The sequence below is a fragment of the Desulfobulbus oralis genome, assembly GCF_002952055.1.
Lineage (GTDB): Bacteria > Desulfobacterota > Desulfobulbia > Desulfobulbales > Desulfobulbaceae > Desulfobulbus > Desulfobulbus oralis.
The window spans coordinates 442446-461359 of sequence record NZ_CP021255.1 but is presented as its reverse complement, the minus strand read 5'-3'; the positions used below and the strand labels follow the sequence as shown (position 1 = coordinate 461359).

Below are 18914 nucleotides of genomic sequence, written 5' to 3'. Positions count from 1 at the left end.
GGCCGCATCGAGTCCTCCTGCGCATCAACCGTATTTTCCGAGGCGGAAGGTTCTTTTCCGGTAGCCATCATGACCTATCTCAACAGTAACGCCCTGCTGGAACTGCTGGTGCAAGTGCGCCTGTTGAGCCCGGCCCAGCAGCGCTTCATCCTCGAAAACAGGGACAAACAGGCGCAGCACCTGATCCGTCAGTTCGGCGGCCGCCGGCGTGACGATACCGTCAAACTGCCGCTCGGCTTTCCCGATCTGGTGGATATCATCCTTTCCCTGGGCATGCAGACCCCGGGTCCCAAGCCGGAACCGCTGACCGAAGAGATGATTCTCAAGGCGGTCGGCCGCGAGCTGGGCATTCCCTTTACCAATCTGGATCCGCTCAAGCTGGATATGGAGGTGGTCACCAAGTACATCTCCAAGACCTTTGCCATCCGCCATCTGCTCCTGCCCCTTGCCGTGAAGGACGGTGTGCTGCAGGTCGCCAGCTATTTTCCGGACAACCAGCAGGTCCTGGAGGATGTGGAACGGGTTACCCAGCTTAAGGTGGAGCAGTTTTTGGCCACCAAGCAGGACATCAAACAGATCCTGGCCGAGTTTTTCGGCTTCCAGCACTCCATCAGTGCGGCGGAATCCCAGTTCGGCGCGGCAGACAGCGGCGCCTCTTCCGTGGACATCGGCAATCTGGAGCAGTACGTCCGGCTGTCCACGACCCAGGAACTCAGCTCCACGGACCAGCACATCAAGGCGGCAGTGAATCATCTCTTCCGCTATGCCCTGGAACAGCGGGCCAGCGACATCCATATCGAGCCCAAGCGTGACGCCTGTACGGTTCGCTACCGTATCGACGGCGTGCTGCACACCATCCATACCCTGCCCAAGGCCGTGCATTCGGCCATTACCTCGCGCATCAAAAGCTTGGCGCGCATGGACATTGCGGAAAAGCGCCGGCCCCAGGACGGCCGCATAAAAATCGGCCGCGGCGACGACAATGCCCTGGATGTGGAACTGCGCGTCTCCACGGTGCCCGTGGCCTTTGGCGAAAAAACGGTGCTGCGCATCCTGAATCCGGAGATTATGTTCCAGAATCTGGATGGCCTGGGCTTTTCGCGGCGCGACCGGGCGGTGTACAACGGCTTCATGAGCGCTCCGAATGGTCTGGTCTTTGTCACCGGTCCCACAGGCAGCGGCAAGTCGACCACCCTGTACTCGACCCTGAAGCAGGTCGCCACGCCGGAGAAAAATATCGTCACCGTGGAAGATCCGGTGGAAATGGTCTATGAGGAATTCAACCAGATTGCGGTGCAGCCGCAAATCGAGGTGACCTTTTCCAACATCTTGCGCAACATTCTGCGGCAGGATCCGGACATCATCATGATCGGCGAGATCCGCGACCTGGAAACCGCCAGCTACGCGGTGCAGGCGGCCCTGACCGGGCATCTGGTTTTCTCCACCCTGCACACCAATGACGCCATTTCCTCGGTGCTTCGTCTTGAGGATCTGGGGCTGGAGCCCTTCCTCATCGCCTCCACCATGCGGGGGGCTCTGGCGCAGCGGCTGGTCCGGCGCATCTGCCCGCATTGTCTGGAAAGGTATCGGGTGAGCGGCGAAAGTCTGGCCAGACTGGGCTTTCCGGTGTCTGGCAGGGACAGCGTCGAGCTGGCCCGGGGCAAGGGCTGCCCCCAGTGCCGGAACACCGGCTACCTGGGCCGACTGGGCATTTTCGAGATCTTTCCCATGTCCGCGCAGCTGAAAAAGCTGATTGCCACCCGGGCGAACGACAACGAACTTCGGCAGATCGCCATCAGGGAAGGCATGACCACGCTGCGGGAAGACGCCTGGCGCAAGGTGCGGGCCGGTCTGACCACCGTGGAAGAGGCCCTCCGGGTCACGAGCGAGGCGTAAAATGGCGCGAAAAATCGTTAGCAGGAACAAAAAGGCCTTCCACGACTACAGCATCGAAGACACGCTGGAGGCGGGCATGGCGCTCACCGGGCCGGAGGTGAAATCGCTGCGCGCCGGCAAGGCCAATCTGAAGGACGGCTATGCCCAGCTCAAAAACGGCGAGCTTTTTCTTTATAACGTGCACATTTCGGCCTACAGCTTTGCCACCTACGTGCCGCAGGATCCGCTGCGGCCGCGCAAGCTTTTGCTGCACCGTCGGGAAATCCGCAAGCTCATCGGCCAATTGCACGAAAAAGGCATTGCCCTGATCCCGCTTCAGATATATTTTGGGGACAACGGCAAGGCCAAGGTGGAACTGGGTCTGGCCCGTGGCAAAAAGCTCTACGACAAGCGCGCTGCACTGAAAGAGAAGGAGTCCAACCGCGAAATCGAGCGCTCCATGCGCCGCGGCCGGGAAGAGTAAAAAATATGGTGATGGGGGCGAAAAGGATTCGACGGGGATATTGAAGCTGATGTTGCATGCCGAGTTGCTGCCGTCTCGTAAAACTGGCGGAACTAAATATAATCGCAGACGATTATAACTACGCGCTCGCCGCTTGACCGCGGCTGACGCCGTTCCACCGGCCCTCGCCCACTGGGCCGGATTCGGAGCGTCGACTTGGTGGGCTGGCCTGAAGCGGGTGTCTGAACTGCAACAGGCGAGATTTTTTCAGACTGGCAGCGGTTTCTCCTGTTTCGGGTGAGCGCCCGCTGCGAGATTATGACCCGGAACTACGCATGTAGAGACAGAAGGGGAGAATTTCCGGACGCGGGTTCAACTCCCGCCGCCTCCACCATTTAGAGCATTGCACCTTTACGATTGTATACAGCCGCAAGATCTGAACCAGCCCTGGGCATCGTTTGCAGCAACGTGGTCCAGGGCTTTCCCCGTTCCCGTAACCAGGTCTTCGTTGGTTCCGGCCGTTATCCCCCGCAGTAGCTGCTGCACCTTGCTCCACATCTTTTCGCTGGGACCCAGGTCAGGGCTATAGGCCGGTAACAACAAATATTCAGCGTGCCTTGCCTTTATGGCATCACAGGCAGCCTGTGATTTATGCACGGAAAGATTGTCCATAATCACGACATCACCGGGTCGCAGAGCAGGGGCCCGCATGCTCCAGACATATGCATCAGACATCTTGCCCTCCACAGCCCCCCCCACGGGTGCATTCAAGTTGCAAGTGCACTGGTGATTGCCTGGTTAAAAACTTCAGCGGGAGTCTGGTAGTATAACCATTTGTGAAGCCGCTTATTCAGCCGTTATGCTCCGTTCCTGAGCAGTTCTTCCGTGATCTTGTGAATGGCTGCAACTGGTATCGCCAAGCCTGGCAGCAGCGTAAATCCAGCGGTAGATGGTCTCCCTCTGATGCGCATGGTTTGGTCCTTTGGATAGTCCAGGCGAATACGCCCCGCAATTTGCTCAGGCGACCAGATCGGAGCGGCTCATGCAGCGGTAGCGGCGCGGCGCCTTTCGTCTTTTTCGGGCCCGGCCATCAGCAGCCCAGGCACAATAGCCGGATTTGGGGCTGCCCTGGCTCCCGGCAAAGGCTTGTATGGCTTTGGGTCAAGATACGTGGCGATTTTCGGCAACTCCTTCCATGGCTACAAATATTTCGATGCCGATGCGTTCTTCCAGGATAAGATGGACACGGGAAATGGCGGGTTCCTTCTGGTCGCTTGGTGTTTGACACTGCCACCTCGACCAGAATCCTGCCCTGTCCTTTTCACCTTTTCTCCCCCTGACCGAGTGCTGCATTGGCAATGAGAACCTACCGTTCTTTGAGCGCGGCGCGCTGTCGACCAGGAGATGCAAATGAGAGGGAGAGATGAGAATGGAGTTTGATGCAATCAACGCCGATCCATTTGTGGCTGTAGGGAGGGGGTACTGAACGATGCCTTCCGTCCTTGCATGGATTGACCATGATTCGAAAGCGAGGGAACGCACGCTTCGTATCCTTTCCCTTTTCCAGGAAAAGGAAAGTCGTGACGAGCTTGGGCTTGGCTCCGTGCGGGACAGCTTTGCCGATCAGTTGTTCCCAGGAACAAGCACAATCCAGACGCGCCTTCGCTACATGCTTTTCGTGCCATGGATTTACCATTCGCTGGAAGAGAAGCGAGTGCCTGCGAAGAGTTTTTCGATCCAGGCTGACAAGCTGGAAAGAGACCTGGTTCAGCCATTGATGGAGTCCGATGATCAGGCTGGCGTATTTGGAAAAACCGCAGGAAAGAGGCTCAAACGGTTGCCCAGCTCCGTCTACTGGGCCGGCCTCGGTGTCTGGGGAATACGCATTACGCCATTCTCGCAGGACGAATATCACAGGCGCATCGACGAAACTTACCGTCGTCGGGATGCCCTGAAGGCTCTTGAGAAAGACGCAAAGGTACGGGGTGACGACATCGACGTTGAGCAGCGGATGGCCGCTCTCAGTTGGCATCCTCGATTGCCAGCACCTCCGGAAGATTTTCCGGGGGCGGTGAACTTCGCTTTATCCAGGGAAGAAGCCGAATTTATTCGGGATCGCATCCAGGTCGCTTGCCCCAACAGTCTCCTCTCGTTCTTGGCACTGCACTGCGAACCCGCCGACACCCAAGCTCCATGGGAACATCCGGACTACGGCCGCTTTTCCGAACAGCATAAAGAACTCCTGACCCACGCGCGGCTGTTCTCGGAGGTGATGCATGGAGCGGCGCTCTCGTATAACGTTCAGCTCGCCAGACTTCGAGACCATGAAGGCCTTGTCGCCAAGCATCAGGCAAGTTTCGATAAATGGATCGCAAATCTTCCCCTGGAGGAAATTCGCTCCTGGTCGGTGAGCCGCCTCTGGGAGTTGACCATGGATCATGGCCACACCATCACCCCGCAAACAAGATTTTTCGTTCAGCAGTGGATCGACCATACCCGGAGGTCCCCCAATGACCTCCTTTCTAACGCAGATGCGCTCAACCTGATTGAAAGCAGGGAAAGGAAACTCAAGGGCACGCGTTCCCGATTCAGGAATCAAAGGGCGCTCGAGCAGTGGGGCGGGTACTCCGGCGTCGGCAGACTTGTCTATCGCTGGCCGAATGTGAAGGTGCTTTTGAACGACCTGTACCAGGGGATGAGCCGGGAGGAGCAATGCTGAACCCAAACTCCCGCAGCCTTTATACCTCTGCATTGACCCCACCGCCGGGGATGATTTTCGACGAGGCTATTGCGACTACCTTTTCGATGGACCCAGCCCTGCTGCTTGAGGCACCTGTTTATCTGGCGTTAATGGCGGCGGATGGTCAGACCGATCCTGACCCCTTGTCTGTGCTTGAAGCCATCCGCAGGTACTCGAAACGCATCACTGTCTATGTGCAACGAGGACGGATTCAAGTGCCCCAGATTGCCAAGCCCAACCCCTTGTTTGGGCTTCTGGAGGAAATGGTCGTCGAGGTAACGGCCCCTGGCGGAGGAGTTTTCCATCCGAAAGTCTGGGCAATCCGTTTTGTCAGCCCTGATCAAAATCCTGATCAAAACAACGCGATGTACCGTCTGGTGATCCTGACGAGGAATATGACCACCGATCAGTCCTGGGACCTGTCACTTCAGCTCGAAGGCACGATTGCAGACCGGAAGTCCAAATCAAATAAACCGCTGGCGCATTTCTTCAAGACGCTTCCTGATCTGGCCACCGGAAAAACAGAAACGGGCAGGATCGAGCAAGCTCTCAGATTCGCGGACGAGCTACATCGAGTCCAGTGGGAACTCCCCGACGGCTTTGACGAGCTGAGCTTCTATCTTCCGGGAACGAAAGGGTTTGACTGGGAGCCTCCCGTGGCAAATCGGATGGCCGTCATCTCGCCGTTCTGTTCTGACGAAGCCCTGCGGGCACTGACGAAAAAAACCAAGGCGGCTGATGCTCTCATCTCACGCCCTGAGTCATTGGCAGCCCTGAAGAAGGAGACTCTTGAGCTCTTCACGCAATGTCTTCATCTGGACGACGCGGCGGAAACCGAGGATGGCGAGGAAGAAGAAGCCACCGAACAGCCGCTTGCGACCGGCCTCCATGCAAAGGTCTATCTGTTTGAGACCAGGTACTATTCAGATTACACCCATGTGATCATGGGGTCTGCGAATGCAACCAACGCGGCGCTGAATGCTTCGAAGAATGTCGAGATTCTGGTCGGGCTAGTTGGCCGGAAGAGCAGAGTCGGCGGAATCGACGAGCTTCTTGGCGCTGACGGATTAGGTGAATATCTTGTCGACTTTGACACGAGCAAGGAAGCAGAGATTGATGCGCTCCGGCAGGCGGCTGAGGAATCCATTGAGAGGGCTCGCTCCCGGATATCTGAAACAGCTCTGTCCATCGAATGCCGTCCGGGATCGAAGGACGGTCTGTGGGCATTGGTGTTGACGGGCAAAATCCCATCCCTTGAGGGGATCGTCAGTGCTATTGCATGGCCGATAACCGTTACTCGGGACTTTGCTGTGAACATCCTAGACAGTGATGCTCACGGTGGGATCGGCCTCGGAGAGTTCTCCGCCTCTTCTGTAACGGGCCTCATCGCGTTTGAACTTAAGACCAACCATCCGGATGTTTCGGCCCGGTTCGTTCTGAATGTTCCCGTTACCGGCGTTCCTGAAGAACGTAACTCTGCCATCCTGCAGACCGTGATCAGCAATCAGGAGGGATTCCTGCGTTATCTCCTGCTCTTGCTGGGTGATGATAAGGTATCCGGACTTGATCCCGGTAGTGGCTCCGGGTTTGCCAAATGCTTGGCCCGGTTGGCCGACGGTGAAGATATCCCGCTACTGGAAGAGCTGACCCGCACGTACAGCCGACACCCGGAGCGACTATCGGAAATCTCGGGGCTGGTTCGTGATCTGTCCCAGGGAAGCCAGAATGCGATTATCCCCGAGGATTTTTTGAACCTCTGGACAGTTTTTGAATCGGCTATCGGAGGGCGTGATGCATAGCAACCGCTTTTTATCAGCCCCCGCCTTGGCCGGTCTGAAAGATTTCCAGAGGAAGACCGTAGAGTACGTCTTCAAGCGGCTCTATGGCAATGACCCAACTTCCCGTTTTCTGATCGCCGATGAAGTTGGACTTGGAAAAACGCTAGTCGCCCGGGGAATCATCGCCAAGACCTTGGAGCACCTTCAGGACGAGGTGGATCGGGTCGATGTAATCTACATCTGCTCCAATGCCGCCATCGCGACCCAGAATGTCAATCGGCTCAATGTCAGCGACACAGATGGTTTTTCAATCGCCACGCGGCTGACTTACCTGCCCAGACAAGTGCGGTCACTACGAAAGAACAAGGTAAATTTCATCAGCCTGACGCCCGGCACCGCCTTCGACCATGCCCGCAGTCGAGGGGGGCATGCCGACGAACGGGCTATCCTCTATCGGATGCTGTACGACTTGCCCCTGGCGCAAAATGAACGATGCAGACGGCTGCGCGTAGGCCTCCTCAACATTCTTCAGGCGACAGCAGGTAAGGACAACTGGCGAGCCAAGGCCAAAAACCTCCCAGCAGAGGATCTGGATGTAGACCTTTCCAAGGCCTTCCGCCGGGCAGTTATTGAGGATGCCGAACTGTATGCGGCCCTTAAGGAAGGCTGTGAACGCTTTGCTCGTTACCGGGACTACAGCAGAATCCCCTGGGAGGACTCCGAACTTCGCTACGACCTGATCGGAAAACTCAGAAGTAAGCTGGCTTCAGTGTGCCTTTCCGCGCTTGAGCCCGATCTGGTCATCCTTGATGAGTTCCAACGATTCAAGCACCTGTTGGATGGCGATGACGAAGCCTCCATGCTGGCGACCGCGCTCTTTGAACATCCCGACGTTCGCGTTCTCCTGCTGTCCGCAACGCCCTACAAGATGTTCACCCTCGACCAGGAGAATGACGAGGACGACCACTATCCAGATTTTATCAGGACGCTGAACTTTCTCTTCAATGATTCCGGCAAGGTCGATACGGTCAAGAATCTCTTGTCAGAGCATCGAACAGCGCTCCACGCCTGCGCGAAGGGGTCGGTATGTCAACCGGGAAAAAAGGCCGAACTTGAACGAGCGCTTCTGAAGGTCATGTGCCGAACAGAACGGGTCGCGACGACTCGTGATCATAACTCAATGCTGCGCGAGATCCCGCCGAAGCGGATGGCTCCCCTTACGCCAGCGGATCTTCAGCATGCCAAGACGGTTGACGCAGTGGCAACCTGTGTCAAGGCCGGGGAGCCAATCGAATACTGGAAGTCTGCGCCTTACCTGATCAACTTTCTGAAGCATTATGAGTTGCGGTATAAGCTGGATGCCCAGTTGAATGCCCCTTCAGACAAACTTCGCGGAATTCTTTCATCAGCAAATGGGCAGTTGCTGACGAAGAGCAGCTTTGAAGGCTATCAGGCTCTCGATCCTGCCAATCCAAGGATGCGCGTACTTTTTGAAGACACGATTGATAAGGGCATGTGGCAGCTTTTATGGATGCCGCCTTCCATGCCGTATAGCGAGCCCGGCGGCGTATACCAGGACAAGGATGTCTTGACCAAGGCCCTTGTGTTTTCCTCCTGGAGTGCTGTTCCGGACGCGATTGCGTCGATCTGTTCCTACGAAGCCGAACGAAAGATGATCGCCGGGACATCGGTTTCCCACAGCGAACTCTATGACAAGATCAGGCCATTGCTGCGGTTTGCGGTGGCCTCAAACGATAACCGCCTGACTGGTATGCCGGTTATTGCCTGGTTGCTGCCGTCCCCAACCCTTGCCACCGAGATTGACCCACTCGAGATTGCTCTGCGCCGTGGCAGCGGGCCACTGAAGGTCCAGGAGCTGAGGGACGAGGTCAAAGCTATTTGCCGCCGTTTGGTCAAGGAACTGCCTGATGCAGGGAAAGGGACACAGGCTGATGAGCGATGGTATTGGGCGGCTCCCATTCTTCTCGATTCCCGTAATGGGTTGTTGAACTGGTGTAAGACGGGATGGGGATCCGCTACGCCAGACCATGAATCAGGCACCCGTTTCAAAGATCACATCGACCTGCTGGTCAGCATGGCGGAGGGTAACATTCCCCTCGGTCCCCAACCGGATGATCTGGTCGATGTACTTTGCGATCTGGCTCTTGCCGGTCCTGGCGTGTGTGCCTTGCGAGCACTTCGCCGTATCGGTGCCGGAATCGACGCTGCCGATCCGAACCTTCTGTCAGCCGCAGCCAGAATCGCATCCGGTTTCCGATCTCTTTTCAATATGCCGGAGACGATTGCCATGCTGCGAGGCTCCGGCGAGGACACTTATTGGCGGTTGACGCTTCAGTACGGTATCGACGGCAATCTCCAATCAGTGCTCGACGAATATGTGCATGTCCTTCGAGAGTCTTTGGGTCTCCAAGAGCACTCACCGGAAGACCAGGTGTCTGGCATAGCCAAGTGCATCCAATCGGTGTTGTCACTGCGGACCGCGCAGATTCGAATCGACGAAATAAAGATGTCGGGCGACAGCTTTACTCTTGATGATTTCAACACCCGCTGTCGTTTCGCGCTCCGGTTCGGGGATATTCGAGACGACAACAACCAGGCTCTCGTTCGCGCAGACTCGGTTCGTGATGCCTTCAACTCGCCGTTTCGTCCCTTCGTTCTGGCGTCGACCTCAATAGGTCAGGAAGGGTTGGACTTCCACAATTGGTGCCATGCCGTGGTCCATTGGAACCTGCCTGCCAATCCCGTTGATCTTGAACAACGCGAAGGTCGGGTTCATCGTTATAAAGGCCATGCGGTCAGAAAGAATATCGCGAAACGATACGGTCTGGCTGCTCTCTCCGAGGTGCATAGGGGCGGCGATCCGTGGCAGACCCTTTTTCAGATTGCGGCCCAGCGAAAGCCCAATGGGTGCTCCGATCTCATCCCGTATTGGATCTTCGAGGATGGTTCCGCCTGGGTGGAGCGCCGCATTCCTCTGCTCCCGTACAGCAAGGAGATTGGAAAACTCAAACGGCTGAAGCAAGGCTTGGCCCTCTATCGGATGGTTTTCGGTCAACCCCGCCAGGAAGATCTGCTGTTCAGCCTTAGCCAGAACGGTAACCATGAGTCAGCGGATTTGGCCGACTGGCTGATTTCGCTTCAGCCCCCGGAAACTGTTTTGAATGATGAATCGGCCGAGGAAAACACCCTGATCCTGCCCCCGGCAAAGTCCGCTCAGGGCATTAGATAGTGTCGTCAAACTATGAATAATATGGTAACGCTTCTTCATGTCATTCATAACGGGAGAGGCTATGTACGCACATCGACGACATGATATTTCTGACAGGGTTTGGGAAACCGGCTCCTCAGCAGAATCTGTGGGTAGCTTTTGGGACAGGTAAGTCACCAATTCCGTGATACAATGCTATTTCTAGGCTCAGGCCTCATTAATCGAGATAGAATATGACGGAAGCCGCGAGGCATAGAGCTGAAAAGAAGGTATGTGCGCAGCGGTCATAACGCATGGCTATTCTCCGCCAGTCCTTGATCCTGCCAAACATGATCTCGATCTTGTGCCGCTGTTTATACAGATTTTGATCGTACGAGCAGGGTCGCTTCCGGCTCCTTCTGGGCGGGATGCAGGGCGTAATGCCTCTGGCACGCAGGGCATCACGGAACCAGTCGGCGTCATAACCACGGTCCGCCAGCAGCGCCCTGGCCTCGGGCAAAGCATCTATGGCATCCATAAGCAGGGTGGCTCCTTTGTAGTCGCTTACCTGGCCTGCCGTGAGCTTCATGGCCAGGGGCCTGCCGTGGCCATCGCAAAGGGCATGGTTTTGGAGTTCAGCCCGCCCTTTGTGCGGCCGATGCAGCGGGAAAGAGCCCTTTTTTGAGCAAACTGGCGGCGGTACGATGCGCCTTGAGGTGGGTCGCATCGATCATCACCTGGCCATCCTGTCCCGCTGTTTTTGCCAATTCGGTAAAAATGTTGTTGAAGATGCCCATCTGGCTCCAGCGCAAAAAACGATTGTAGAGCGTCTTGTACGGGCCATACTCGCGCGGCGCATCTTTCCACTGCAGGCCATGCTTGATGACATAAATGATGCCGCTGATGACCTTCCGGTCATCGACCCGCGGAATACCATGTGAACGTGGGAAGAAGGGCTTGATACGTTCGAGTTGTTCGGCAGAAAGGTAGAAAAGTTGGCTCATGGCGTCCTCCTTGAGCACAACTAACCAGATTTGCTGCTTTTTGGCAATTAATGAGGCCTGAGCCTAAAAGACCTAACCCAGAAAAACCTTGAAAAATTACACCATATTATGATTGGCGAGGTTAACAAGTCGAAGCGCGGGGATTGATCAGTGGAAACGGCAGATACGCCCTTTGGGCCGAATAAATTGGGTCGGAAACACATTAAGGGCTTTGCCAGCGGCATCGCCCATATGTTTTCCTGTTCGGCCCAGCATTATGCCTGGCTGGCGTATCAGCACCAGATACCGACGGTGACAATTGACCTCTTTGAACTGCGAATCGAACCCGCTGAATTCGACATTAAGCGGAACCGGATTCTTGCCGGGATGTGTCAGAAAACGCTCCTCCGAAACGCTGGGCAACTGGCACCTCCTGGCGCTGTGGCTTCGGCGGTTCTCTCTGCCCACTTCGGGATTGATGACTATTCGGAGGACGGCTGTTCTGCCTCGATTGGCAGGTCAGTTTTCACCGCAATCATGACCGATGACCGAGGCAAGGAGTGGTGCGTTGACCATGCTGAGGAGCGGATGCTGATCCAATCGTAGCGGAGAACGGTTGGAGTAACTCGTACAAATGGAAACCATGAAACAGGAGGCGACCATGCCAAAGAAACCAGGATCACATCATGTAGTCCCAAATGCCGATGGCGGCTGGGACGTCAAGAAAGACGGCGCAACCCGTAGCAGCGGCCACTTTGACAAGAAGCAGGATGCCGTCGATGCCGGGCGGAAGATCAGCCAGAACCAAGGCACCGAGTTCTACATCCACGGCAAGGATGGAAAGATCCAGAACAAGGACAGCCACGGGAACGATCCGTATCCGCCGAAGGGCTGACGCTCTGGCCAATTCGATTCCCATTTTCGGCTCCTCAGCAGAATCTGTGGGTTCCCGTCAGGGCCGATGAGGCTGTTGGGTGGCTGAAAATATTCCCTGACGGAACCTGAAAAGAGAGCATCCCGTTTCCCTTTTTGGCATTGTGGAGATCGACGAATATTCCCAAAGCCAAGGGAGGAGAAACGGGATGCAAATCAAAACTATACTGAATCGGATCCAGGTCCACAAAGGTTTTGTGTATGGCCCTGCCAGCTTGCATGAGCTGGCAGGGCGGCTGATGCTGGAATTGGAGATCCGGCCACGCAAAGGGAGCCGGCCAGTCTGCTCCGGCTGTGGCAAAGTTTGTCCTGGCTACGATACCCAGGCCCAGCGCCGGTTTGAGTTTGTCCCCCTGTGGGGAATCGCGGTCTTCTTCCTCTATGCCATGAGACGAGTCAACTGCCCCGATTGCGGCGTCAAGATCGAGCGGGTTCCCTGGGCAAAGGGGAAAAGCCACCTGACCACCACCTATGCGTGGTTCCTCGCCGGATGGGCGAAGCGTCTTTCCTGGCTGGAGCTTGCAAGGGCCTTCCACACCTCGTGGGAGAATGTTTTCCGCTCGGTCAGGATGGCCGTGGAGTGGGGGCTGGCGCATCGCGATTTGACGAATGTCCTGGCCATCGGCGCCGACGAGATCTGCTGGCGCCGACGCAAGGATAAGTTTGTCACCCTGGTCTATCAGCTTGACCAGGGGAAAAGGCGGCTGCTCTGGATCGGCCGCGACCGTACCACCAAGACCTTCCGGGGATTTTTCGACTGGTTCGGGCCACAGAGCTGTCAACACTTGCGGTTTATTTGCAGCGATATGTGGAAGCCCTACCTGCGGGTCATTGCGGAGAAAGCTCCTGATGCGCTCAACGTTCTTGACCGTTTCCATATCATGTCCCACCTGAGCAAGGCCATTGACGAGATCAGGGCGCATGAGGCCAACGAGTTGAAAAGCCAAGGAAAAGAACCGCTCCTGGCCAAAAGCCGCTGGTGTCTGTTGAAACGGCCTGAAAACCTGACCGACACCCAGGTGGACAAACTCGGAGAACTGCTTGCCTGCAACCTCAGAACCGTCCGCGCTTACCTGCTTAAGGAAGATTTTCAGCGATTCTGGGCGTACAGTTCCCCGGCCTGGGCCGGCAAATTTCTTGATGCCTGGTGCACAAGAACCATGCGCTCCAGGCTCAACTCTATGAAGAAGGTCGCCAAAATGTTGAGGGTTCATCGCCCTCTTTTGCTCAACTGGTTTCAAGCACAAGGCGAGATCGCTCTCGGGTGTGTGGAGGGTTTGAACAACAAGGCCAAAGTGATCACAAAACAATCCTATGGTTTTCGGACGTATGATGGCTTAGAAATAGCATTGTATCACGGAATTGGTGACTTACCTGTCCCAAAAGCTACCCACAGATTCTGCTGAGGAGCCCCATTTTGGGAACCAAACCGGCGTCCGAAAACCGGATTCGAAGTTGTTGCGGCTCGACGCCAGGTATCCGTTTTTACTGCAAACCCGTCACCCTCGTCCGGTGCCGGGAAATCAGGGGAGAAAATCGTTTCTCTGGTCGGGTTGTCGGGAAGTGGTTGTGGGAGATGACTTCGGCGTTTATTATCAAGGAGTTACGAGGAGCGCGGGCTTTGAGACTGATTTGCGGTAGGTCGTCATTCCCTCCACCATTTAGGCTCAGGCCTCATTAATCGAGATAGCATATGATGGAAGCCGCGAGGCACAGAGCTGAAAAGAAGGTATGTGCGCAGCGGTCATAACGCATGGCTATTCTCCGCCAGTCCTTGATCCTGCCAAACATGATCTCGATCTTATGCCGCTGTTTATACAGATTTTGATCGTACGGGCAGGGTCTCTTTCGGCTCCTTCCGGGCGGGACGCAGGGCGTAATGCCTCTGGCACGCAGGGCATCACGGAACCAGTCGGCGTCATAACCACGGTCCGCCAGCAGCTCCCTGGCCTCAGGCAAAGCATCTATGGCATCCATAAGCAGGGCGGCTCCTTTGCAGTCGCTTACCTGGCCTGCCGTGAGCGTCGCAAAGGGCATGGTTTTGGAGTTCAGCCCGCCCTTTGTGCGGCCGATGCAGCGGGAAAGAGCCCTTTTTTGAGCAAACTGGCGGCGGTACGATGCGCCTTGAGGTGGGTCGCATCGATCATCACCTGGCCATCCTGTCCCGCTGTTTTTGCCAATTCGGTAAAAATGTTGTTGAAGACGCCCATCCGGCTCCAGCGCAAAAAACGATTGTAGAGCGTCTTGTACGGGCCATACTCGCGCGGCGCATCCTTCCACTGCAGGCCATGCTTGATGACATAAATGATGCCGCTGATGACCTTCCGGTCATCGACCCGCGGAATACCATGTGAACGTGGAAAGAAGGGCTTGATACGTTCGAGTTGCTCGGCAGAAAGGGAGAACAGTTGGCTCATGGCGTCCTCCTTGAGCACAACTAACCAGATGTTCTGCTTTTTGGCAATTAATGAGGCCTGAGCCTAGAGCATTGCACCTTTACGATTGTATACAGCCGCAAGATCTGAACCAGCCCTGGGCATCGTTTGCAGCAACGCGGTCCAGGGCTTTCCCCGTTCCCGTAACCAGGTCTTCGTTGGTTCCGGCCTTTCTCCCCCGCAGTAGCTGCTGCACCTTGCTTCACATCTTTTCGCTGGGACCCAAGTCAGGGCTATCGGCCGGTAAAAACAAACATTCAGCGTGCCTTGCCTTTATGGCAAAATGAGGCTTTCCACAGGGATGTCGGCAAACAGGAGATGCCAGCGGGCCAGAATCAGGCTTTGCCACAACCGCCCCATGCGGCCGTTGCCGTCAGCAAATGGGTGGATACATTCGAACTCATAATGAAAGACCGAACTGGCGATGAGCGGGGCGCGTCGGTGGCGGTCAGCCATCAGATGCCGCACCCGGTTGGCGGGCGGAGCCATGTGGATCACCTGCTGGTCTGCCATGACTCCCACGCCGCCGTGCCGATACAGCCCTGCCTCGTCGAGCAGGCCGGACATGAGTATCCGATGGGCCACCAACAGGTCCTCTTCCGCCTCGGGCTGCCGTCTGTTGAACCGGTCATAGGCGACCAGGGCGCTCTTTACCTCCTGCACCTCGCGGGGCGGGGCCATGACCCGCTTGCCCTCCAGGAACCGCTTGACCGACAAGGGGCGGCAGTGCTTGGCGCAGCATGGCTATGGATAAAACCGGGGAGAAGATATGGCACTGGACTACGCCACGTTAGAGCAGCTCCGCCAGAACCACCCCGCGTGGCGTTTGCTGTGCGCACATCACGCGCCGCTGGTGGCCGCTTTTCTCCATCGGGTGTTCATCGTGCCCAATGTCCGCAATGTGTCTCAGGCAGACCTGGTCGAGGCCTTGGTGGATGAGCTGTTCGCGCTGCGTGAGCAGTTGGGCGCTGAAGCCTTTCCCGGAACCGCGCAAGGCTATCTCAATGACTGGGCCGAAAACGACAAGGGGTGGCTGCGCAAATTCTATCCTTCCGGGACGGACGAACCGCACTTTGACCTGACTCCCGCGACGGAGAAGGCCTTGGTCTGGCTGGAGGGGCTGACCGAACGCGCCTTTGTCGGCACGGAATCCCCGTCTGCTGACCCTGTTCGAGCTGCTGCGGCAGATGAGCGAAGGGAGGCAGAGCGATCCGCAAGTGCGCATCGGAGAACTGCAAAAGCGCCGCAACGATATCGACGGGGAGATCGCCCGCATTCTGGCGGGTGATATTCCGCTTCTGGACGACACCGGTCTGAAGGATCGCTTTCAACAGTTTTTGCAGTTGGCTCGGGAGCTGCTGACCGACTTTCGCGAGGAGGAGCATAATTTTCGCACGCTTGACCGACGGGTGCGCGAACGCATTGCTCTTTGGGATGTGCCAAAGGGGCGCTGCTCGCAGAGATCATGGGTGAGCGCGATGCCATCGCCGATTCCGATCAGGGGAAGAGCTTTCGCGCCTTCTGGGATTTTCTGATGTCCCAGTCCCGCCAGGAAGAGTTGACCCGCCTGCTGGAACAGGTTTTGTCCCTTCCGCCGATCCTCGCCATGCGTCCTGAAACCCGTTTGCAACGCATACATTACGACTGGCTCGAAGCAGGGGAACACACCCAGCGCACCGTGGCCAAGCTATCCGAGCAACTGCGGCGCTTTCTCGATGATCAGGCCTGGCTGGAGAATCGCCGCATCATGGACATCCTGCACAGCATCGAAAACCATGCACTGGCGTTGCGCGAGGAGTTTCCATCGGGGGATTTCATACCGTTGGCCGAGACCTCCGCAACGGTTGAACTCCCCCTGGAACGGCCTCTCTATCTGGGGCTCGCTGCTGAGTTTGCAGGCAAGCGTTCGGGATTATGTCGCGGTTCTTGGTCTGGATCTGATGCTCGACGAGGCGGAAGGCTACGCTTTTTTGCGTTCCCGGCAGGATGAGGATGAAGACGCTCAGGCTGTCATGCTGCGCCTGGTTGTCCGGCGGCAGCTCTCCTATCCGGTCAGTTTGCTGCTGGCGCTCTTGCGGAAAAAACTGGTCGAGTTCGACGCTGGCGGCGGCGATACGCGTTTGATTCCACTGATGTGGAATTGGAATTATGCGGTGCTGAGCGCCTGGGCGATGAGCTTGGGCAGCGGAGCCAGCGTTTCCCAGCTCATGGCGGCGTTGAGGGAAAGCCGGAGCCGGGACGTGCCCTGCGGCACTGTGGGGGGGCGCACCGCGCTCACCCAGTAGCCCGCCTCCCGTAGCGCCTCCGCCACGGCCACGGCCCGGCCCGCGTCGCCGATGATGACCGGCACGATATTGCTTGCGCCTGCGGTCCTCAGGCCCAGGCCGCCCAGGGCCTCCCGCAGCCGCGCCGCCATGTCCGCCACCCGCTTTCGCGCCGTGTTCAGTTCGGGCAGGCGTTTGAGGACAAAGCGCAGCCATTCCAGATTCACGGGCGGCAGGCTGGTGCTGAAAATCTGCGGCCTGGCAGTGTTGATCAGGTAGTCGATGATGACCCGCTTTGCACAGACAAAGGCGCCCATGCCGCCGTAGGCCTTGCCGCAGGTGCCGATCAGGAGATCGATGCCGTCGAGAGCGTGCTGTTCCTCGGCCAGACCCAGGCCCTTGGGCCCGCGGATGCCCACGCCGTGGGCCTCGTCCACATACAGCAAGGCGTTCCACTTTTCTTTCAGGCGGACCAGCTCGGGGAGACGGGCACAGTCGCCGTCCATGCTGAAGATGGATTCCGTGACCAGAAAGGCGTGATCATGGGCGGCCCGCTCACGGGCAAGGATGCGTTCGATCGCGGCATAGTCCAGGTGCGGATAGCGCAATACCCTGGCCCGGGAGAGGCGCATGCCGTCAATCAGGCTGGCATGGCAGAGCTTGTCGGCCACAATCAGATCGTTTCTGCCGGCAAGCGCGGGCAGAATGCCCAGGTTGATGTGATAGCCGGAGTTGAAGAACAGCGCGGCCTCGCGGTCGTAAAAGCGGGCCAGCTCTTCCTCGAAACGGGTGCAGGAGGCCGTGTTGCCGGTCATCAGGCGGCTGGCCGTGCTGCCCAGAGCGAAACTGGCGAGCCGGTCACCGGCTTGGACTGCTTCATAAAAGGCCCGGCAAAAGTCGGCATTGGTGGCCAGCCCCAGGTAGTCGTTGCCCGCGAGATTCACATATGTCCGGCCGCCGGCCTTCAGGCCGCCAAACTGATGCTCGACCGTCACGAGAGAACGCAGTTGGCCATCGCGCCGCAGAGCCTCCAGTCGAGCCGCCAGATCCGTTGAAAAATCCTTCATTGTTGTTGTTCGGCCGCCAGATATTCCCGGTACAGCGCTTCGCTCCAGCCGACCAGAAAGCGCTTCCCCAGGCGCAGCGTGGGCGCGCGCAGGGTGCCGCTGCGGCCCAGCACCGCGGCCAGAACCGTCTCTCTGCCTGCCTGCGGCTCCAGGCGCAGCACCTTTTTGCCCTTGGCCACGAGAATCTCGCTGGCCTCTGCCATCAGCAGCCACGCCGCATCTCCTGCCAGCGCCTCCCTGCCTGCGTCGGCGTATGCCCCGATTGCCGCTCCGTATGCGTCCAGCACAGCCTGTGCCCGGCTGCAGGACACTCAGCCCTTGCGCAGATACGCCCAGTCGATGCGCATTTGTGTCGCTCCAAAGGTCAGAGAGGAAGGTTGGCCGCTTTGGGCCGGTATGCTGCTACTATAGAAGACCGCCGCATACTCTGCAAGACGCAGTCTCTGCAGGGAGCAGGGCGGGCAACAGGCAATGCGGGGCAGAGCGGGGCAGATCAGCGGCGCTCATGGTAAAATGGCAGGGGCGCCCGCCCCGGGGCCGGGGGAGTCTTTGGGGCCTGCCGGCTCTGCCGCCGGGGCTGCCGGCAGGCATGAGCTGCCCTGCACCCTGAGCCGCAGATCCAGGTACTTGCCCGCAAGCTCCGCGGCCGTTCGGGATATGGCGATGCGGCGGATTGCCGCCTGGGGCAGGGCATTCAGCCAGACCTGGACGCTGCGGGCCATGGCCCGCAGCTCCGCCTTGGGGTTCAGGGTCACGGCCGGGCAGATGCGGTACAGATAGAGACCTTCCTGCACCAGCACGACCGGAAAGATGTTGCAGGCCACAGGACGGAGTTCCTGGGGCAGACGGCAGCCCGCCGGCCCCAGCGACTTGCAGCCGCGCTGGTCAAGAGAGGCGGTGTGGCGGTCCAGCAGGTAAAAATCGTTTGCCGTACGTGCAGAAATCTGGCTCTCCAGAAGGGCCATGGGAAAGGGCTCGGTTTCGGGCTGGGGGCCACAGCAAAAGCCGCAGTCCGGGCAATAGGCATTCTTCAGCACGCCGTTTTGCAAGGTAAGCGGCCTGGGCTCCCGGAAACGGCGGTGCCATAGATCGCGGTAAAAAAGGACATCACTGTTCAGGTCGGGCGAGTCATTCATTCTGCAGAGCGATCCTCAAAAAGGCGTGTGGG

The 18914-nt window shown here is 57.5% G+C and carries 13 protein-coding genes, 1 other RNA gene and 5 pseudogenes; 11 read left to right on the top strand and 8 right to left on the bottom strand.

Annotated features, from left to right (window positions below):
• The first annotated feature begins 69 nt into the window (after positions 1 to 69).
• The 3 genes from CAY53_RS01885 (at position 70) to ssrA (ending at position 2732) form a co-directional block, all read left to right on the top strand.
• Entirely contained in the window at positions 70 to 1896 is a 1827-nt protein-coding gene (locus CAY53_RS01885) for a GspE/PulE family protein (protein WP_017865519.1), read from the top strand.
• A 1-nt stretch (position 1897) separates the two neighbouring features.
• Entirely contained in the window at positions 1898 to 2359 is a 462-nt protein-coding gene (gene smpB, locus CAY53_RS01880; RefSeq protein WP_017865518.1) for an SsrA-binding protein SmpB, read from the top strand.
• 13 nt (positions 2360 to 2372) lie between these two features.
• Positions 2373 to 2732, top strand: a transfer-messenger RNA (tmRNA) gene (ssrA, locus tag CAY53_RS01875).
• 17 nt (positions 2733 to 2749) lie between these two features.
• On the opposite strand, the gene CAY53_RS14035 is transcribed toward ssrA, so the two are convergent.
• Both CAY53_RS14035 and CAY53_RS14030 read right to left on the bottom strand, forming a co-directional pair.
• Entirely contained in the window at positions 2750 to 3049 is a 300-nt protein-coding gene (locus CAY53_RS14035; protein WP_425430773.1) for a transposase, read from the bottom strand.
• A 219-nt stretch (positions 3050 to 3268) separates the two neighbouring features.
• Positions 3269 to 3366, bottom strand: a pseudogene (locus CAY53_RS14030) (IS30 family transposase); the annotation flags it as partial.
• Positions 3367 to 3827: 461 nt separating this feature from the next.
• Between CAY53_RS14030 and CAY53_RS01865 the strand changes: the two are divergent.
• Genes CAY53_RS01865 through CAY53_RS01855 form a run of 3 tightly spaced genes read left to right on the top strand, consistent with a single transcriptional unit; the run spans position 3828 to position 10106 of the window.
• Entirely contained in the window at positions 3828 to 5057 is a 1230-nt protein-coding gene (locus CAY53_RS01865; RefSeq protein ID WP_104935698.1) for a DUF6361 family protein, read from the top strand.
• Positions 5051 to 6877 carry a phospholipase D family protein gene (locus CAY53_RS01860; RefSeq protein ID WP_104935697.1) on the top strand — a complete coding sequence of 609 codons (1827 nt, stop codon included), beginning with the start codon at positions 5051 to 5053 and terminating at the stop codon, positions 6875 to 6877. Before CAY53_RS01865 ends, CAY53_RS01860 begins: the two co-directional genes overlap by 7 nt.
• Complete coding sequence (locus CAY53_RS01855; protein WP_104935696.1) at positions 6870 to 10106, top strand: DEAD/DEAH box helicase; 3237 nt, start codon at positions 6870 to 6872, stop codon at positions 10104 to 10106. Before CAY53_RS01860 ends, CAY53_RS01855 begins: the two co-directional genes overlap by 8 nt.
• Positions 10107 to 10302: 196 nt before the next feature.
• Here CAY53_RS01855 and CAY53_RS01850 read toward each other — a convergent pair.
• A pseudogene (locus CAY53_RS01850) lies at positions 10303 to 11068 on the bottom strand (IS5 family transposase).
• Between the two features lie 150 nt (positions 11069 to 11218).
• Between CAY53_RS01850 and CAY53_RS01845 the strand changes: the two are divergent.
• The 3 genes from CAY53_RS01845 to CAY53_RS01835 all read left to right on the top strand — a co-directional run bounded on the left by CAY53_RS01845 (position 11219) and on the right by CAY53_RS01835 (position 13386).
• On the top strand, positions 11219 to 11653 hold the full coding sequence (locus CAY53_RS01845; protein ID WP_104935695.1) for a hypothetical protein: 435 nt from the start codon (positions 11219 to 11221) through the stop codon (positions 11651 to 11653).
• 55 nt (positions 11654 to 11708) lie between these two features.
• Entirely contained in the window at positions 11709 to 11942 is a 234-nt protein-coding gene (locus CAY53_RS01840; RefSeq protein WP_011369119.1) for a DUF2188 domain-containing protein, read from the top strand.
• Positions 11943 to 12129: 187 nt separating this feature from the next.
• Complete coding sequence (locus tag CAY53_RS01835; protein WP_104935672.1) at positions 12130 to 13386, top strand: ISL3 family transposase; 1257 nt, start codon at positions 12130 to 12132, stop codon at positions 13384 to 13386.
• 271 nt (positions 13387 to 13657) lie between these two features.
• Here CAY53_RS01835 and CAY53_RS01830 read toward each other — a convergent pair.
• Positions 13658 to 14397, bottom strand: a protein-coding gene (locus CAY53_RS01830; RefSeq protein WP_245874840.1) for an IS5 family transposase whose coding sequence is annotated in 2 segments (ribosomal slippage) — positions 13658 to 14064 and positions 14064 to 14397 — 741 coding nt in all. Because the reading frame shifts where the segments join, the coding sequence is not laid out codon by codon here.
• Positions 14398 to 14697: 300 nt separating this feature from the next.
• Positions 14698 to 15126, bottom strand: a pseudogene (locus CAY53_RS01825) (Fic family protein); the annotation flags it as partial.
• Between the two features lie 58 nt (positions 15127 to 15184).
• Between CAY53_RS01825 and CAY53_RS13855 the strand changes: the two are divergent.
• Both CAY53_RS13855 and CAY53_RS13850 read left to right on the top strand, forming a co-directional pair.
• Positions 15185 to 16288 (top strand): annotated as a pseudogene (locus tag CAY53_RS13855) (DUF3375 domain-containing protein); the annotation flags it as partial.
• Positions 16191 to 16541 (top strand): annotated as a pseudogene (locus CAY53_RS13850) (DUF4194 domain-containing protein); the annotation flags it as partial. The pseudogenes CAY53_RS13855 and CAY53_RS13850, both read left to right, overlap by 98 nt.
• A gap of 20 nt (positions 16542 to 16561) precedes the next feature.
• Here CAY53_RS13850 and CAY53_RS13310 read toward each other — a convergent pair.
• The 3 genes from CAY53_RS13310 to CAY53_RS01800 all read right to left on the bottom strand — a co-directional run bounded on the left by CAY53_RS13310 (position 16562) and on the right by CAY53_RS01800 (position 18882).
• Positions 16562 to 17746: an aminotransferase class I/II-fold pyridoxal phosphate-dependent enzyme gene (locus CAY53_RS13310; protein WP_104935693.1), complete on the bottom strand. Its 1185-nt coding sequence runs from the start codon at positions 17744 to 17746 to the stop codon at positions 16562 to 16564.
• Positions 17743 to 18057: a hypothetical protein gene (locus CAY53_RS01805; RefSeq protein ID WP_104935692.1), complete on the bottom strand. Its 315-nt coding sequence runs from the start codon at positions 18055 to 18057 to the stop codon at positions 17743 to 17745. Before CAY53_RS01805 ends, CAY53_RS13310 begins: the two co-directional genes overlap by 4 nt.
• A gap of 192 nt (positions 18058 to 18249) precedes the next feature.
• Positions 18250 to 18882, bottom strand: coding sequence for a YkgJ family cysteine cluster protein (locus tag CAY53_RS01800; RefSeq protein ID WP_104935691.1), 633 nt, complete (start codon positions 18880 to 18882; stop codon positions 18250 to 18252).
• Positions 18883 to 18914 lie beyond the last annotated feature (32 nt).

Coding starts and splice junctions, on each gene's coding strand:
- smpB (WP_017865518.1), top strand. CDS start 1,898: ATGGCGCGAAAAATCGTTAGCAGGAACAAAAAGGCCTTCCACGACTAC.
- CAY53_RS01860 (WP_104935697.1), top strand. CDS start 5,051: ATGCTGAACCCAAACTCCCGCAGCCTTTATACCTCTGCATTGACCCCA.
- CAY53_RS14035 (WP_425430773.1), bottom strand. CDS start 3,049: ATGCGGGCCCCTGCTCTGCGACCCGGTGATGTCGTGATTATGGACAAT.
- CAY53_RS01865 (WP_104935698.1), top strand. CDS start 3,828: ATGCCTTCCGTCCTTGCATGGATTGACCATGATTCGAAAGCGAGGGAA.
- CAY53_RS01840 (WP_011369119.1), top strand. CDS start 11,709: ATGCCAAAGAAACCAGGATCACATCATGTAGTCCCAAATGCCGATGGC.
- CAY53_RS01885 (WP_017865519.1), top strand. CDS start 70: ATGACCTATCTCAACAGTAACGCCCTGCTGGAACTGCTGGTGCAAGTG.
- CAY53_RS01835 (WP_104935672.1), top strand. CDS start 12,130: ATGCAAATCAAAACTATACTGAATCGGATCCAGGTCCACAAAGGTTTT.
- CAY53_RS01800 (WP_104935691.1), bottom strand. CDS start 18,882: ATGAATGACTCGCCCGACCTGAACAGTGATGTCCTTTTTTACCGCGAT.
- CAY53_RS01855 (WP_104935696.1), top strand. CDS start 6,870: ATGCATAGCAACCGCTTTTTATCAGCCCCCGCCTTGGCCGGTCTGAAA.
- CAY53_RS13310 (WP_104935693.1), bottom strand. CDS start 17,746: ATGAAGGATTTTTCAACGGATCTGGCGGCTCGACTGGAGGCTCTGCGG.